Here is a 17,129-nt window from a genome sequence, read left to right on the forward strand (position 1 = left end):
TTGGAATAACGGCAGAAATGCCGTTATGGGAGAGCCGCCGGCGAGAGCGGGTTGGAATAACGGCAGAAATGCCGTTATGGGAGAGCCGCCGGCGAGAGCGGGTTGGAATAACGGCAGAAATGCCGTTATGGGAGAGCTGCCGGCGAGAGCGGGTTGGAATAACGGCAGAAATGCCGTTATGGGAGAGCTGCCGGCGAGAGCGGGTTGGAATAACGGCAGAAATGCCGTTATGGGAGAGCCGCCGGCGAGAGCGGGTTGGAATAACGGCAGAAATGCCGTTATGGGAGAGCCGCCGGCGAGAGCGGGTTGGAATAACGGCAGAAATGCCGTTGAACGTGAAAGGAGAGGAAGGCACGTGTATAACATCGTGGATTACGGTGCGTTGCCGGATAGTCCGGTACCGGCTACAAGCGCAATTGCCGCCGCCATTGCAGCGGCAAGCGGGGCAGGCGGAGGAACGGTGCATGTTCCGGCAGGCACATTTGTGACCGGAGCGATCCGGCTCCGCAGTAATATTGAATTGCACCTAAGTCCGGGAGCGGTGCTGTCCTTCAGCACCGAGCCGCAGGATTATCCTGCAGTGGATTCCAGATGGGAGGGAGTGAAGCGGCAGGTTCATTCGCCCTGCATTTTCGGCGAGAATCTGGTCAATATCTCTATTACAGGGAGCGGCATCCTTAATGGAAACGGTGCGCCATGGTGGGATAAGCACCGTAATCATCCGGAGCAGCTGGAGTATCCGCGTCCAACCTTAATCGGCCTCAGCAGCTGCCGCAGGGTGACGGTCAAGGATGTTACACTGACGCAATCCCCCAGCTGGACGGTCAACCCGATTGGCTGCGGCAATGTGACGATTGACAATGTATCCATTCTCAACCCTGCGGATTCGCCGAATACGGATGGCATCAATCCCGAATCCTGCTCGGGTGTCCATATCAGCAACTGTCACATAGATGTGGGCGATGACTGCATCGCCATCAAAGCGGGAACCGAAGACACCCTGGAGCGTGTGCCCTGCGAGAATATCACGATCACCAACTGCACTATGGTTCATGGCCATGGGGCGGTTGTGCTCGGCAGTGAGATGAGCGGCGACATCCGCAATGTGACGATCACTAACTGCGTCTTCAAGCAGACGGACCGGGGAATACGCATGAAATCCAGACGAGGGCGCGGGGGAACCATTGAAGATATCCGCATCAGCAACATTGTGATGGAGGACGTTATCTGCCCTTTTACGCTGAACCTGTATTATTTCTGCGGGCCGCGCGGCAAGGAAAAGTACGTCTGGGATAAGAACCCGTACCCGGTCACTGCTGAAACGCCGTGTTTTCGCCGGATTCATTATGCTAATATTACAGCGCGTAACGTCCAGGCCGCCGCAGGGTTCCTCTATGGCCTTGCGGAGCAGCCTGTCTCGGAGATTACCTTCACGAACGTGGATATTTCGATGGCGAAGCACCCGGTACCGGGTGCTCCCGATATGATGACAGGGCTTGATCCGATGAAGGGCCGCGGCTTTTATCTGGGATATGTAAGGGATGTGCAGTTCAATCAGGTGACAATTGAGAACCATGAAGGTCCGGCTTTTTACATTGAAAATAGTGAAGAGGTGGAGTTCTCGGGCTGCCGCTCCAAAAATACGGCAAAACCCGAAAAGCTTGTCGAGCAGGTGACGGTGGAGCCGGTGAGCAGCTAAGGGGACCGGAATACCTGCAGTGGGGAAAGAGAAGGGATGATTTGGCAGCCATTTACGGCTTTCCGGATCATCCCTATTGTTTGTAATACGGCGGCAGGGGCCTTGAAAAACGGGTAATAGTTAATTAGATGCAGAGCTTCTGTGGACATCTCCAAAGTTGAAGGGATGTAAAAAACGCATATTGTCTCTGGTTCAAACGGCTTATCAGATGAAAGGCATGTCAAGTGCCGAGCTTGGGGTATTCCTGCAACTGCTGTGAAGGAACTTCATTTTGGGCTGGGATAGGAAATCCGCAGCAGTTTGTTTTTGCCAAACAGGCAGTTTCAGGCTATAATTAGCACCAAGTACTAATATCAGATACTAATTACGGGGTGATACTCTTGAAAGGTGCCAAAATTACCGCAATCGGAGCTTACGTACCGGCCCGGAGACTGACGAACAGCGATTTGGAGCAGATGGTGGATACCAATGAGGAGTGGATTGTCCAGCGGACCGGAATCCGTGAACGCAGAATCAGCCGTGAGGATGAATACACCAGTGATTTATGTACAGCCGCTGTGCAGGATCTGATGAAGCGTTACGGCAAAAGTGTGCAGGATGTCGATATGATTCTCGTTGCTACAAGCACACCGGATTTTTCTTTTCCTTCTGTGGCTTCCATTCTCCAGAATCGTCTGGGTATTCCGGTTACCGCTGGAGCGGTGGATCTGAGCGCGGCCTGTGCCGGGTTCGTCTATGCACTGCATACAGCGCATGCCTATGTTGCCTCCGGTCTGCACCGCAAGGTGCTGGTGCTTGGCGCGGACACTCTGTCCAAAATTACGGATTACACCGACCGGAGCACCTGTATCCTTTTTGGCGACGGTGCGGGTGCGGTGCTGCTGGAGAGCGGCGGGCTGGTTGACGGCTTTGCCGGATTCCATCTGGGCAGCGACGGCAGCGGGGCGCATCATGTCTACCACCCGGGGCTGTCGCATGTTGTGAATGAGGTTGATCTTATAGATACAGGCAAGCTGGTGCAAAATGGGCGCGAGGTTTTCCGCTGGGCTGTGCGAACGGTGCCTCAGGGCGTGCAGCAGGTGCTTGACAGCGCCGGAGCCACTCTGGAACAGGTAGACTGGTTCATTCCGCACAGCGCAAATCTGCGGATGATTGAGCCTATCTGTGAGCGGATGAATTATCCGCTGGAGCAAGCCTTGTACAGTCTTGAATATTTTGGAAACACCTCGGCAGCCAGCATTCCGCTCGCGCTGGACCTTGGCATCCGCGCAGGCAAAGTGCTTAACGGCCAGCAGGTCCTGCTGTACGGCTTCGGAGCCGGGCTTGCACATGCCGGGCAGTTGCTAAGGCTGACACTGGACACCGAGGTCTCGCCTCCTGCCCCCCTATAACCGAAAAATGACGCCCAAAACCAGAAAAACAGTGCCTTGAACCCTTACATCAAATGAGGGATTATAATATCGAAAGTGTTTCGATCAGTAGGAGCAAAGTCTGGAAATAAAGTTTCGCCAAGGGGGGCTGCCGAAGGGCGTTTAGTGCTGTTGCGGACCGGGAAGAACGCTGAAGAACGCTGAAGAACGTTGAAGAGCAAAGAGGGCGCAGGTTATGTAATATTGAAGCAATAAAAGTAACGCTTAGGCACTATGAGTAACCTTTAGCCGTTCAAGGTAACATACAGTACTCAAAGTAAAGCTCAGGCGCTAAAAGTAAGTTAAGACAAATAAAAGTAACGCTTAGCCGTTCAAGGTAACATACAGCTAATCAAAGTAAGTCCAGCCCCTAAAAGTAACACTTGGCATTTAAGCAACCCGTAGACATCAAAAGTTGCGTTAAGCTTTTTTGTGCAGTAGAATCACTCCGAATTGGGCTGGAATTCGTTTTAATTGCACTTTGTGCAGCAGAATTTAATCAGTTTCTTTATTTTAGGGGGGCTGGGCTCATTATAATTGTACAAAGTGCAATTGAATCGTGATTTGGCTGATTTCAGCCCATATCTATCCTGCAAATTCATTTCACTGCTTATATTTGCATCCTCTAGGGTGCCGCTCGGCGGCATGGATGTCTATTGTACAAAGTGCAATCAGACAATTCCCTGCGGATTGGCAGAGGTTCGAAACCGCAAGAAATCGCCGGCATTGCTGGCAGCTGGGAAGCTGGCAGCGGAGTGGCGAGCAACACGCAGCTGGGGAGCTGGCTGCGAGCCGCAAGCAACACGCAGCTGGGGAGCTGGCTGCGAGCCGCAAGCAACACGCAGCTGGGGAGCTGGCTGCGAGCCGTAAGCAACATGCAGCTGGGAAGCTGGCGGCGGAGCCGCAACGCCAGCTGCAAGCCGCCAGCCAGCCAAGCATTAGCCTCGCATGCGGCTGCCGCAGGATTCGCGGACGATCAGCGCCGGTTCGACAACGAAGGAACCGCCGTCCGATTGATTGTTGATGAGGTCGAACAGCATATGTGCGGCGAGGACGCCCAGGCGCTCTTTGTTCTGGCGGATCGTGGTCAGCGTGGGACTGGTATATTTGCAGGCTTCGATGTCATCACAGCCGATGATGGCGACATCCTCCGGGATGCGCAGGCCCTTTTCCTTCAAGGCGCGGACCGCGCCGAGGGCCAGCAGATCGGAGGCGGCGAAGACCGCTTTTGGCATACTGCCGGTCTCCAGGAGCTGCCGCATCGCCGTGTAGCCGCTGATTTCGAAGAAGTCCTCCCCATGCACGAACCACTTGCGGTTCAGCGCCAGGCCAAAGCTTTCAATCGCCTTGGCGAACCCGGCTTCCCGCTGGTTGGAGATATCCGAGTCGGCCGTGCTGCCAATGAAGCCAAGCTCCCTGTGGCCCAGCAGATAGAAATGCTCCACCACCTTGGAGGCGATCTGGAAATTATCCGACATCACAAATCCGGACTTCTTGCCGCTCAGCTCCAAATCAACGCCGATGCAGGGAAGGCTGCTCATATCCAGGTCGCGGATCGCCGGCTCCATCTTTTGCCCGGATATGATAACACAGCCATCCACATTAAAATGCAGACAACGGGAGTAGTAATCCCCGCTGCTGATGAATTTCTCGTTGGAAAAAAAGATCAGATCGTAGCCAAGCACCCCCATCTGCTTCTTGAAGGAATTCAACACCTCTACAAAAAAAGGATGCGTAAATTCCACATTCAGCTCGCCGGCAAAAATCACCCCGATCAGATTGGACTTCTTGGTGGCCAGTGTTTTGGCAGAGTTGGAGGGGGAATATCCGGTCTGTTCGATAATTTCCATAACCCTTTTTTTCGTTTTTTCGGAAACATCGCTGTAATTGTTCATGATTTTCGAAACTGTTGAGACGGAGACTCCCGCCATTTCAGCGATCTTTTTAATATTCATTTGCATGGAAAAGCCACCCTCCGCTTAATCACTGTACCCGGCCAAAAGACTGTCCCGCCGCGCTTCTTCATGAATTTAAGTCTATTCAACTTGCCGGAGCAAGTCAAACGGTTATTGTGCTGCAGCGGCTGCGGATATTTTCGAAACCGATTTCGATTTTGAGGCTGGAATGAGTAACAGGACTTGGAATAACAGTACTTCGGGATAACAGTACTTCAAGATAACGGTACTTCAAGGAGGAATGAACAGGATGAAGAAAAAAGTATCCGGCCTGCTTACTGCCATGGCCCTTCTGACAGGCTTGCTGGCTCCGCTGGGCAACGGCGGGGGCTTCGCAGAGGCCGCTTCCGGGCGGCTTGCGGCGGCAGATTCAGCTGTAATATCAAGCGGCGTAACTTCAGTTACGGGCAGCACATCAAGCTCCAATGAATTGAAAGCGTTTACCGATGTTCCGGCGGACAGCTGGGCCGCCCGTGCGGTGCAGCGCTGGAGCGGGAATGGCATTGTCGGCGGCTACGGGGACGGAACCTTCCGGCCGAATGCTCCGGTAACGAAGGCGGAATTTGCCGTTATTATGAACCGTATTTTTAATTACGGCGCGGAAGCTGCACCCCTGCCTGCCGATGTGCCTGCGGCTGCATGGTTCAGCAGCGATATCGCCAAGAGCATAGCCGCCGGCTATTTAAGTGCGGACAAGGACAACCGCATAGCCCCTTCTGCTCCATTGACGCGTGCGGAGGCGGCTGTGGCGCTGCAGAAGATATTTCAGCTGGATACGGGGGAGGAGCAGGAGGCTGCCGTTTACAGCGATTTGGCCGGGTCAGACAGTGAATCCAGGGAGGCGGCAGCAACGCTTTCGGCTGCCGGCTATTTCAAGGGCTATCCTGGCGGCTTGTTCAAGCCGGAGGGCAGGCTTACCCGTGCCGAGCTGGCCCAAATCGCCGACCGGATGGTACCGGGCCTGCTGCGCTCTCAGGGGGAATTCACATTAGGAACGGTACAGGGAAATGCGGTGCTGAGCCATGCCGGCATCGTACTCAAGGACAGCGTGATTGAGGGCAATCTCTACCTCACGGAGGGAATTGGTGAAGGCAATGCCTTGCTCCAAGGGGTAAAAGTGACGGGAACAACCTACATCCGCGGCGGCGGAGCGCATAGCGTAAGCCTTCAAGACAGCACTATAGGCAAAGTCGAGGCCGCCAAGCAAGACGGCAAAATCCGCATTTCTGCCGGCGGTACATCCTCAATTGGAACGGTGCGGCTGAATTCGGGAGCCACGCTTGAGGAGAACGGGCTGAGCGGAGCGGGATTTACGGATGTGCAAATCTCAAGCGCAGCAAAAGAAGCGGTGCTAAAAGGGGGCTTCACTGCTGTCTCCACAGCGGAATCCGCCACCGGCGTCCTTAGACTGACGCTCTCCGGGACGGTGGGCAAGCTGACCCTGGGCAGTCCCTGCCAGGTTGTGCTGGCGGATAATGCCCAGGTTGCGGAGCTGCTGCTTGCCGCGACAGCCAGGGGTACATCCCTGGCGGGCAGCGGCAGCTTCATCGCCGTTGTGAATAACGCCGAGGGCGTGACTGCCTTCGGCGCTCCGCTGCTGCAGGGCAGCAGCGGGCCGGTTGCCGCAACGCCGCCAGCGGCGACCCAGGCACCGGCCGGCGGCTCGGGGCCAGCGCCGACGGCCACGGCAGCGCCGACGGCTACGCCAGCGCCGACCGCCACGGCAGCGCCAACCGCTACGCCTACACCTGCCGCCGACCCGTGGACATTGGTCTGGAATGATGAGTTCAACGACGGTATCATTGATCCGGCGAAGTGGACCTACGACCTGGGAGACGGCACGGCAGTCGGAAATCCGGGCTGGGGCAACAATGAGCTGGAATGGTACACGAGTGAGGAGAAAAACGTCAAGGAAGCGGACGGCAAGCTGATCATCACTGCCCGCAAAGAGGCGCAGGGCGGCAAGGAATACACCTCCTCCCGGATCAAAACGAAGGATTTGTTCAGCAAAAAATACGGTAAATTCGAAATCCGGGCCAAGGCGCCCGTGGGCAAAGGCCTATGGCCTGCGATCTGGATGCTGCCGGAGGATTATGTCTACGGTACATGGGCGGCATCCGGCGAGCTGGATATTATGGAGGGCTGGGGAAGCCGCCCGGACACGGTTGCCGGAACCATCCATTATGGCTCCCAGTGGCCGGATAATGTATATTCCGGCAAGGAATATGTGCTGCCGGACAACTCAACCATCGCACAGTTCCACACCTATTCCATTGAATGGGAGCCGGGTGAAATCCGCTGGTATGTGGACGGCATCCTCTATTCAACCAAGAATGACTGGTACAGCCTGAGCAGCGGACAGCCGGCGAACAACGCCTATCCGGCACCGTTCAACCAGGAGTTCCATCTGCTGATGAACCTGGCGGTCGGCGGCGATTTTGACGGCAATCCCACAGAGGAGACCGTATTCCCGCAGTCGATGGAAATCGATTACGTCAGGGTCTACGAACTGACGGGCCGGGCTTACCGTGAGCCGGTTCCCGTAACGATTGAGAAGGAGCCGTATCTTGAAGGCTCACTGCCGCAACTTGCGGACGGCAACCTCATTTACAACAATGGCTTCACGGAGCAAGTAGCCGGCGATGCCGGAATGGGCATCCCGAATACGGCCCATTGGGTGCTGTATAAGGAAGCCGGAGCAGATGCGGCAGTATCGCTTGAACCGATCGCCGGGCAGAATTACCTCAAGGTGAACATCAGCAGCCCCGGAGGGAATTCATACTCTATTCAGCCGCAGGCCATTGTGTCCCTGGCCAAGGGGAGATTCTACAAGCTAAGCTTTGACGCGAAGACGGATGCCGCGCGCAATATCGGCGTCCGGCTGACGGGCGGAGAATCCCGCGGGTACCAGGCTTACTCGCCAACGCTCAAGGCAGGCCTGACCTCATCGTTTACCCATTACGAAACGGTGTTCCAGATGAAGGAGAACTCGGACATTGCTGCCCGGGTAGAATTCAATCTAGGTACGGATGCTTCGCCTGTATGGCTTGGGAACGCCCGGCTCGAAGAGATTGACAGCATTCAGTTTGACCATGACAGCGCCAAAACTCCCCTGGGCAGCGGCAACCATCTGTACAACGGCACCTTTGATCTGGGCGAGCCGGACCGGCTCGGCTACTGGCATGCCGAAGCGGACGGAGATGCGGCGGTCAGCCCGAGCGTTGACGCTGCGGGCAGATTAAATCTGCAGATCAGCGGCACCGGCGGACCAAGCGCCGATGTCCGCCTGCTGCAGAAAGGGGTCTTTCTGCTACAGGGCCAGGATTACAGGCTCACCTTTGAGGCGGATGTCCCTTCCCCGCGCACAGCGGTAATTGAACTGCAAGGCAGGGATGGCACTGTCTATGCATCCGGGACCATTCAGCTCAAGCCGGGGGAACAGCAGGTGGAAGCGGTATTCCCTGACCTCGCCGGAGCAACCGATGCGCTGGGACAATTTGTGCTTCATCTCGGCAGCGCTGCGGGCACCGTCAAGCTGGACAATTTCCTGCTGCTGCGTACGAGCTTCTATTACGATCCTTCACTGGTCTACTATCCATTGGTGAACGGGGATTTCAGCTTTGGCTTCACCAGCTGGGAGCGGCTCTTGACGGAGCAGGGCGGTGCGAGCACCGCTTCAGTTACGGATGGAGCAGCCGCCTTCAATATTACCAATACCGGAAGCCAGCCTTATTCGGTGATGCTGTTCCAGAATGGACTGAGGGCGGCCGGCGGCATGGACTATATTATTGAATTTGATGCCAGTGCAAGTGTGGCCCGCAAAATCAGCGTCAATGCGGAGAACGCCTCCTATCAGTCTTCGTTTACCCAGATCGTGGATATCGCCCCGGAACCCGCCCATTACAGATTCGAATTCCGGCAGGGGGCCAATGATACACTGTCGCTGAAATTCCTGCTGGGCAAGGTGGATGGAGTGAGCATTCCGCAGGCGCATCAGCTTGTGATCGACAATGTGAAGCTTGAGATTAAGAATGCGCCGGCCAAACCGCAGGAGCTGCTCGGCGACAGCACGAACAACCGGGTGTCGCAGCCGGTAGAGCTGACCTTTGCCGATAATGCAGCCTGGCGCAGCAGTATTAAGACGGTTAAGGTGAACGGCACTGCACTTGCCGAAGGGCAGTATACCGTCCAAGCGGGCATGATTATCATTGCTCCTGAGGTGTTTCCGGCTGAAGGCAGCTATACCGTTACTGTGGAAGCGGAAGGGTATGTCAGCGCCACGGTATCCCAAACCATTCTGGCGAATGACAACAATCTGGTCGTCAACGGATCGTTTGCCGGCGGCAAAACGGGCTGGTCCACATGGTCCGGGGAAGGCGGGGTTTCTTCTTTCAGCGTCAATGAGGGGGTGGCGGAGATCGGGATTTCCGTTGCCGGCACAGCGGCCTGGCATACCCAGCTGTTCCAGGAGGGCATTCCGCTGCAGGCAGGAAAAACCTATGAGCTGAGCTTCAAGGCCAAGTCAACGGTGCCCAGACAGATCATTGTGGAGTACAGCGGCACCTCTGCCGCCCCGGCACAGGCGAAGTTCGAAGTTTCTGCCGCCTGGGAGACCTACAGCGCGCAATTTACCGTGGAGAACGACAATCCGCTGAAGCTGAACTATCTGATCGGTGCAACCATGGGAGAGGACAAAACGGCGAATGGCATGCCGCATACGCTTTCTTTTGACGACATCAGGGTTACTGAGCTGGAAGGCGGGGGCGGCGTACCGGTAGAACCCGCCAGCGGTACGCTGGACAACGGAGCATTTGATGAGGCGGCAGGTCTTGCCGGATGGACACAATATTTTGACGGCACCGGCTCCGCCGCCGCACAGGACGGAGAACTTGCCGCCACACTGACCGGGACGGGAACAGCCAACTACAGCGCCCAGGTCGATTATGCCAATTTGAAGCTCGTGCAGGGCAAGACGTATACGCTGACTTTTGAGGCACGCTCCGATATTGACCGTTTGATCGAAGTGGCTGTAGAGCACAAAGGCGGGGATTACACGAAATATTTGCCGGCACAAGCTGTAGTCCTGACGGGCAGCATGAACTTATACAGCTATACCTTCACAATGGATGGCGCGACGGATGCGGGAGTGCATCTGGTGTTCCTCATGGGCCTGATTGCCGGCAACAGCGGGGACACGAATAATGCGATTCAGGCGGGCAACCATATTTATATTGATAATGTAAGTTTGACAGAGGCTCTGTAGGCGGCAGCATTCCATAAATCTCAAACAGCCGAAATCCTGTGCTTCAGGATCTCGGCTGTTTGTTTTGCGGGGATATGAGAACAGTATGCTAGGTTTCTTTAGGAATCAGTTCAAAGATTTTGCCGGTTTCCAGTGCTTCGATCAATTTCAGAAGCCAGCGGTAATATTTAATTGCTTCCTCAATTTTGGCTTCGTCATTGCTGAGCAGCTGCTCCATGCCCGGTTGATCGGCATATTCACTCTTCATTTGTTTGATTTCGTTCAGCGATTTGCCCAGCGCGGCCATGTTTCCTTCGACCGCTTTTCTCCATTTAATAGAGAAGTAATCACTGAAGTTCTGATGCCAGTCGGGAACAACCTCGAACAAATCCTTCCGGGTGCCTTTTCCCCATACCTTGTCGATCATCTTCAGATCCAGCAGGGTTCGCACGCCGGTGCTCATGGACGTTTTGCTCATTCCCATGGTCCGGCTCAGATCGTCCAGTGTAACGGGACCCTGATTGAAGTACATATAGCCGTATAAATGCCCAATGGACAGTGTAATTCCGTACAGATCCATATTTTTGCCGATGGAATCGATCACGCGTTCCCGGGCTTTGCTGATTCTCTCCACTTGCTCGGGCGCAAGCCCTTCTAAATCATTCATGGTGGTCCCTCCTGAGGTGTAGGCTAATGACTGCAAACCCCTATTGTGTATTGTAATCAAATCCCTGTCTATAAGTAAAGAATTCATCTGGAACGAAATTTGCCGTTAAACAGAGTATTCTTTACATAAAGTACGTAAAGTTAAAACTGTACGCTAATTTTTAACTGAATATGCGCTTTGCGTCTCTTTTCATAAGTCAGTTACACTAATTTGAGTGAAGCAAGATGAAATTTGCAGCCGGAAGAAGGAGGTCACCATGGCAATTATTGAGGTGAAGCAGCTTACCAAGGTATTTGGTCATGATGCGGTACGGGCTCTTCCATTATTGGAGCAAGGATGGTCTAAAGAGAGAATCGCCCAGGAAGCCAAGCTGACGGTTGGTGTCAACAAGGCGGATTTCCGTATCGAAGAAGGAGAGATATTTGTCATTATGGGATTGTCGGGCAGCGGCAAGTCCACACTGGTCCGATTATTGAACCGTTTAATAGAGCCCACAGGGGGACAGGTTCTTTTCCAAGACAAGGATGTCGTCAAAATGAATCCGGAGCAGCTGCGCCAGTTCCGCCGCAAGAATATCGGAATGGTGTTCCAGAAGTTCGCATTGTTCCCGCACCGCACTGTGCTGGCGAATGCCGAATACGGCCTTGAAGTGCAGGGGGTTGAAAAAAAGAAAAGAACCCGGCTTGCCACGGAGGCTCTGGAGCTCGTCGGCCTTAAAGGCTGGGAGCATCACCGGCCCGACCAGCTCAGCGGCGGCATGCAGCAGCGGGTAGGCCTTGCACGCGGACTTGCGAATGATCCCGATATTCTGCTGATGGATGAGGCCTTCAGTGCGCTGGACCCGCTGATCCGCAAGGATATGCAGCAGGAGCTGCTGGAGCTGCAGTCCAAAATGAAAAAGACCATTATATTCATCACGCATGACCTGGATGAGGCCCTGCGCATCGGCGACCGCATCGCCTTGATGAAGGATGGCGTAATTGTGCAGATCGGCACGCCGGAAGAAATTCTGATTCAGCCGGCCAACAAATATGTGGAACGTTTTGTGGAGGATGTCGATCTGTCGAAGGTGCTGACCGCAGCGCATGTGATGCGCCAGCCGGAAATGATCCGCCCTGAACGCGGTCCGCGCGTTGCGCTGCAATTGATGCGGGACAGCGGTGTTTCCAGCCTGTATGTGACTGACAATGAAATGAAGCTGCAGGGTGTAGTCACCGCTGAGGATGCGGCCCAGGCGCTCAAGGAGAATCAATCCATTCTGGAGGTTATGCGCCGGGAGATTCCCCGTGTGTCCCCGGATACGCTGCTGAACGATCTGTTTGAATTAATGTCCGAGACCCATCTGCCGGTGGCGGTAGTTGACGAAGGCAACAAGCTGAAGGGCATTGTCATCAAAGGGGCCGTTCTGTCCGCCCTGGCCGGCAATGCGGTTCCGGAAGGGGAGGGAATTTGATGAATATTCCCAAGCTGCCGCTCGGACAGGCGGTTGAATGGCTGGAGGACTGGCTGACCGCCTACCTGGGCCCTTTGTTTGACTTCATTCATATGCTCATCGGTGGAATGGTGGACGGCATTGAATCAGCGCTCACTTTTCTTCCGGCCATTGTTCTGATTGTAATTATTACCGCTCTGGCGTACTGGATCGGGAAATGGCGCATAGCGCTGTTTGCGCTCATCGGGCTGCTGCTGATCGACAATCTGGGGCTGTGGGGGCCATCAATGCAGTCGCTTGCCCTGGTACTGACAGCCTCTGTACTGGCAGTGCTGATCGGCGTGCCGCTTGGCGTGCTCTGCGCACAGAGCAACGGGGTACAGAATACCGTGACCCCGGTTCTGGACTTTATGCAGACGATGCCGGCATTTGTCTACCTGCTGCCTGCGGTGTCTTTCTTTTCGCTCGGGGTGGTTCCCGGTGTGATCGCATCCATTATCTTTGCGATTCCGCCAACGATCCGGCTGACCAACCTGGGAATCCGCCAGGTGTCCCCGGAGCTGGTGGAAGCGGCGGATGCATTTGGTTCTACCGCAGGCCAGAAGCTGTTCAAGCTGCAGCTGCCGCTTGCTCTGCCGACCATTATGGCCGGCATTAACCAGACCATTATGCTCTCGCTGTCGATGGTCGTAATTTCGTCGATGATCGGTGCTCAGGGCGTGGGTGCCTATGTATACCGGGCCGTGTCGCAAGCCAAGACCGGCGCAGGCTTTGAAGCGGGCATCGCTATCGTAATTATCGCGATTCTGCTTGACCGTCTGACGCAGAAGCTGTTTAAACCTAAAAATGGATAGGAGTGTTGTTCATATGAAGAAGCAAACCTTGGGAATACTGATGCTGATATTGCTGGCGGCAGCCGTTGCCGGTTGCTCGTCCAATTCGTCCAAGGGCAATGAGACGGTGAAGCTGGCCTATGTGGCCTGGGATTCCGAAATTGCCAGCACCTACGTGGTAAAAGAAGTGCTTGAATCCAAGCTGGGTGTTACTGTGGAAATGCTGCAGGTCGACGCCGGCCCTATGTGGGCGGGAATTGCCGATGGCAGCGCCGACGGCATGGTAGCCGCCTGGCTCCCAAGCACGCATGCCTCTTATCTTGAGAAATATGGCAGCGATATCGAGGATTTGGGAGCCAACCTGGACGGGACCAAAACCGGGCTTACCGTTCCTGCTTATATGGATATCAATTCCATTGAAGATCTGAAGAATGCCGATGTGGCCAACTCCCTGAACAACCAGATCATCGGAATTGAGCCGGGTGCCGGTATTATGACCGCCAGCGAACAAGCGGTGGAGGCCTATGGGCTGAGCGATTATACGCTGCTGGAGAGCTCATCGGCGGCGATGGCGCAGGAGCTGCAGAAGGCGTATGCGGACAATAAGCCGATTGTTGTTACCGGCTGGACACCGCACTGGATGTTTGCCAATATGGATTTGAAGTATCTGGAGGATCCGCAGGAAATCTATGGCGGAGCCAAGCAGATTCACACCATGGTACGGCAAGGCCTGAAGGAGGATATGCCGGATGTCTACCGTTTCCTGGATCAATTCCAGTGGACACCGGAGGATATGGCGCAGGTAATGATAGATATTCAGGGCGGCCAATCTCCGGAGGACGCAGCCAAAGCCTGGGTTCAGGAGCATGAAGAGCAAGTCGGCAGCTGGATCGCCGGAATCGAATAACCATTCTGCGGAGGCTGCAGAGTTTTGCAGCGGCTATGGATGTGTGTTATGATGAAGGAACATAAGGCTACAATTCTGTAACTTGTACGCCTTCTGCAATGTTCCTTACATACACAGGTTATAGGCAGACTCATTCAATAAACACCCCGTGAGGGGTGTTTTTCTTGAAAGATAAGAATTTATATGTGAAGTACCTTTGAATTCGCCCGAAGCCGGCTGGATGGTGGAATCAGAGGCAGAAGTACCTTTGAATTCGCCCGAAGCCGGCTGGAGGAGGGAATCAAAGGCAGAAGTACCTTTGAATTCGCCCGAAGCCGGCTGGAGGAGGGAATCAAAGGCAGAAGTACCTTTCAATTCGCCCGAAGCCGGCTGGAGGAGGGAATCAGAGGCAGAAGTACCTTTCAATTCGCCCGAAGCCGGCTGGAGGAGGGAATCAGAGGCAGAAGTGCCTTTGAATTCGCCCGAAGCCGGCTGGAGGAGGGAATCAGGCTAAATGATTCTTCTCCTCCCCACTGAAATGGCAGCATTCTTATATAGGACGCCGATAGGTGTCTTTCTTGAAAAGATAAGAATTTATATGTTTTGGGGTCCCCGCAAAGTACCTGAGTCATCATCGAAGCCAAGGCCCCACTTTGTGGGGTTATTTTGAAAGATAAGAATTCATCCTGAATTTCGAAAGTGAATTGAACCCATCCAGATCGGACAAGAGATAAACCCTCTTCTTCCTTCACCCATTTGGTGCAAGTTGTTTTTAGCAAGAAATCCCTTCGTGTAGAGCTTTTTAGATGATTTGTGGATACTTACTTTCGAAATTCAGGTTTATATGTTTCAGGCTATCAATTATCCTTCTAATTTTGGAGAAACGGATACCGCCTCTTTCAGAGGACGGCGAAGCCGTTTCTGCTTGAATCCAAGGGGTTATAAGCTGTCAGCAGTGGTTCAAGGAAGCAAGAAAGGAGGCTGCTCCATGACAGAGACCATCAATGCCTGGATCGATTGGCTGCTGCAGTCACTTGGACTCAGCGGGCCGTATATCCTGCTCGCCACCATCCCGCTAGCGGTGCTGCAGAGTCTGTTCGGATTTTTCCCCCTGGCGATCCTTATCGTCCTGCATGTGTCCGAATTCAATGTGATCGGAGGGATGCTTGTCAGCTGGATGGCCTGCAATATAGGGGCAGTGGTTACTTATTTCCTCTTCCGGCGCTATCTGTTTGAGTGGTTTGACCGGACATGGCGTTCCAGGCTGAAGCGCTATGACAAGTGGCAGCGTTACCTGGACCGGTACGGCATCTGGACGCTGGTGCTGCTGCGCACGATTCCGATCATGCCGAGCAATATTATCAATTTCATGTCGGCAGTTTCACCCATCAAGACCTCTGCTTTTATCTGGGGCACGGTGCTGGGCAATCTTTCATATATCTGGCTGTTTGGAACGATCAGCTCGACTCTGATTGTCCCCAGGGAGGAATGGAACGGCTATCTGACCTGGTATGGAGTATTTGCCGTTATCCTTATCGGAATTTTCATCCGCCGCCACTGGGGACATTTGCAGGAGGATAAACGCAGCCGGATGGAATAGCATGATTTGAGCTGGTTATACCCAAAGGAACGCAGCCCGGGGCGCATTTGCGCAGGCTGCGTTCCTTTTTGCTGTTGCTGCGGCCAGCCGTGCCCCACTTTGTGGGGTTATTTTGCGCGTGTCCCGAATAGCCTATATTAACTGGAGGCGGCTTGACCTCCGGGAAGGTCGGGAGGGACAAAGAGGCATGGGCAGAATAAAAAAATGGGGGAGCCGCAGCGCAAGAGTACCGAATCTGGGCCGCCTGCGGCTGCCCAAGCTCAGCTGGGACAGCATTCCAAGAACGGCGGGACGAAGCCCGTCGTTCAAGGCGAAGCCTTCAAGGGAAGGCGGCCCCAGACTTGCAGGGCGCAGCCCTTCATTCAGGGCGAAGCCGTCCAAGGGGGGCAGCCGCGTGTCCTCCCAGGGTGTGCAATATGGGGAGATGAAGCGCAGAGGCAGTATGCGGCTGCACTTCAAAAGCAGGCGGAAGGGAACGGCATCCGGCTCTGTATCAGGAAGTCCCGAGCCGCGCAGGCGCGGCAGATTCTGGATCATCCTCAGCCTGGTGCTCCTGCTGGCTGTAATCCAGAGCCTGCGTTATGTGGAGAAGCGTTTGAAGCCGCCCATTCTTCATCTGGCGCAAATCCGCGTGAAGCAGATTGCCACGGAATCGATCAATAAGGCGATAACCTCGCAAGTGGCCGATACGGGAAACGCCGAAGCGCTGATTGACTGGAAAACGGATAACGACGGAAAAATATCGGGCTTCATGCTCAATTATAAAGAGCATATGCGCATCACCTCACAGGCGGCAGAGGTAATACAGTCCACACTTCAGGAGCTGCACAACAAAAAGGAACGCATTCCCCTGGGCCAGGCGCTTGGAAGTACATTGATTGCTTCCTACGGTCCGAATGTTCCGATCAAGATGGAGCCTCAGGGCGCTGTCAAGGTGGAGCTGAACACCCGCCAGAAGGATGCCGGAATTAATATGATCCTCGTTGAGGTCTATATTCATATTGTCACAGAGGTGGCAGTTATTATTCCGTTCGATGTGGAGCCGCAGGTTGTGGACACCGAGATTCCCGTGTCCTATCTGATGGTGGTGGGCGATGTACCAATGTACTATTACGATAACCAGGGCCAGCCTGTCGGAGGAAACGGCAGCAGTGCGCCGGGAATAGCCATTCCGGCTCCTTCCGTGGGCGGGAATAAGACAGGGACAGCGGTGCCAGGCAGCGGCACCGGGTCAAATAACAGCTCCGCCGGGTCAAATACCGGTTCGCCGGATTCCGGTTCAGCGGATACCGGGAATGCAGGGGATGAAACCGGTGCTGGCTCCGGTGAAGCCGGCGGCCAGTGAACCGCTGCACGAATTCATTCCGTTTGAACGTTTATCTCACCGGGCAGTGATGCCTGCGGCA

At 54.5% G+C, this 17,129-nt stretch carries 11 protein-coding genes; 9 read left to right on the forward strand and 2 right to left on the reverse strand.

Annotated elements, in window-relative coordinates; all coding sequences use genetic code 11:
• Positions 1 to 355: 355 nt before the first annotated feature.
• Complete coding sequence (locus HYD27_RS30135) at positions 356 to 1,699, forward strand: glycoside hydrolase family 28 protein (RefSeq protein WP_309242153.1); 1,344 nt, start codon at positions 356 to 358, stop codon at positions 1,697 to 1,699.
• 380 nt (positions 1,700 to 2,079) lie between these two features.
• Entirely contained in the window at positions 2,080 to 3,090 is a 1,011-nt protein-coding gene (locus HYD27_RS30140) for a ketoacyl-ACP synthase III (protein ID WP_219221482.1), read from the forward strand.
• A gap of 956 nt (positions 3,091 to 4,046) precedes the next feature.
• On the opposite strand, the gene HYD27_RS30145 is transcribed toward HYD27_RS30140, so the two are convergent.
• A complete protein-coding gene (locus HYD27_RS30145; RefSeq protein ID WP_219221498.1) occupies positions 4,047 to 5,063 on the reverse strand; it encodes a LacI family DNA-binding transcriptional regulator in 1,017 nt (338 codons plus the stop codon).
• A 250-nt stretch (positions 5,064 to 5,313) separates the two neighbouring features.
• Between HYD27_RS30145 and HYD27_RS30150 the strand changes: the two genes are divergently transcribed.
• A complete protein-coding gene (locus HYD27_RS30150) occupies positions 5,314 to 10,326 on the forward strand; it encodes a carbohydrate binding domain-containing protein (protein ID WP_219221483.1) in 5,013 nt (1,670 codons plus the stop codon).
• An 88-nt stretch (positions 10,327 to 10,414) separates the two neighbouring features.
• Here HYD27_RS30150 and HYD27_RS30155 read toward each other — a convergent pair whose 3' ends face one another.
• Positions 10,415 to 10,972 carry a GbsR/MarR family transcriptional regulator gene (locus tag HYD27_RS30155; RefSeq protein ID WP_219221484.1) on the reverse strand — a complete coding sequence of 186 codons (558 nt, stop codon included), beginning with the start codon at positions 10,970 to 10,972 and terminating at the stop codon, positions 10,415 to 10,417.
• Positions 10,973 to 11,228: 256 nt separating this feature from the next.
• Between HYD27_RS30155 and HYD27_RS30160 the strand changes: the two genes are divergently transcribed.
• The 6 genes from HYD27_RS30160 (at position 11,229) to yunB (ending at position 17,068) form a co-directional block, all read left to right on the forward strand.
• A complete protein-coding gene (locus tag HYD27_RS30160) occupies positions 11,229 to 12,425 on the forward strand; it encodes a quaternary amine ABC transporter ATP-binding protein (protein WP_219221485.1) in 1,197 nt (398 codons plus the stop codon).
• Entirely contained in the window at positions 12,425 to 13,258 is an 834-nt protein-coding gene (locus tag HYD27_RS30165; RefSeq protein WP_304623819.1) for an ABC transporter permease, read from the forward strand. The genes HYD27_RS30160 and HYD27_RS30165 overlap by 1 nt, the downstream gene beginning before the upstream one ends.
• 13 nt (positions 13,259 to 13,271) lie before the next feature.
• The gene (locus HYD27_RS30170) at positions 13,272 to 14,144 is read left to right on the forward strand and encodes a glycine betaine ABC transporter substrate-binding protein (protein ID WP_219221487.1); all 873 of its coding nucleotides are present in this window, start codon (positions 13,272 to 13,274) and stop codon (positions 14,142 to 14,144) included.
• Between the two features lie 196 nt (positions 14,145 to 14,340).
• Positions 14,341 to 14,637, forward strand: coding sequence for a hypothetical protein (locus HYD27_RS30175; protein WP_219221488.1), 297 nt, complete (start codon positions 14,341 to 14,343; stop codon positions 14,635 to 14,637).
• 474 nt (positions 14,638 to 15,111) lie between these two features.
• The gene (locus HYD27_RS30180) at positions 15,112 to 15,723 is read left to right on the forward strand and encodes a TVP38/TMEM64 family protein (protein WP_219221489.1); all 612 of its coding nucleotides are present in this window, start codon (positions 15,112 to 15,114) and stop codon (positions 15,721 to 15,723) included.
• A gap of 187 nt (positions 15,724 to 15,910) precedes the next feature.
• Positions 15,911 to 17,068 carry a sporulation protein YunB gene (gene yunB / locus HYD27_RS30185; RefSeq protein ID WP_309242151.1) on the forward strand — a complete coding sequence of 386 codons (1,158 nt, stop codon included), beginning with the start codon at positions 15,911 to 15,913 and terminating at the stop codon, positions 17,066 to 17,068.
• Positions 17,069 to 17,129 lie beyond the last annotated feature (61 nt).

It is taken from the genome of Paenibacillus sp. S150 (assembly GCF_019352175.1).
Taxonomy (GTDB): Bacteria; Bacillota; Bacilli; order Paenibacillales; family Paenibacillaceae; genus Paenibacillus_AQ.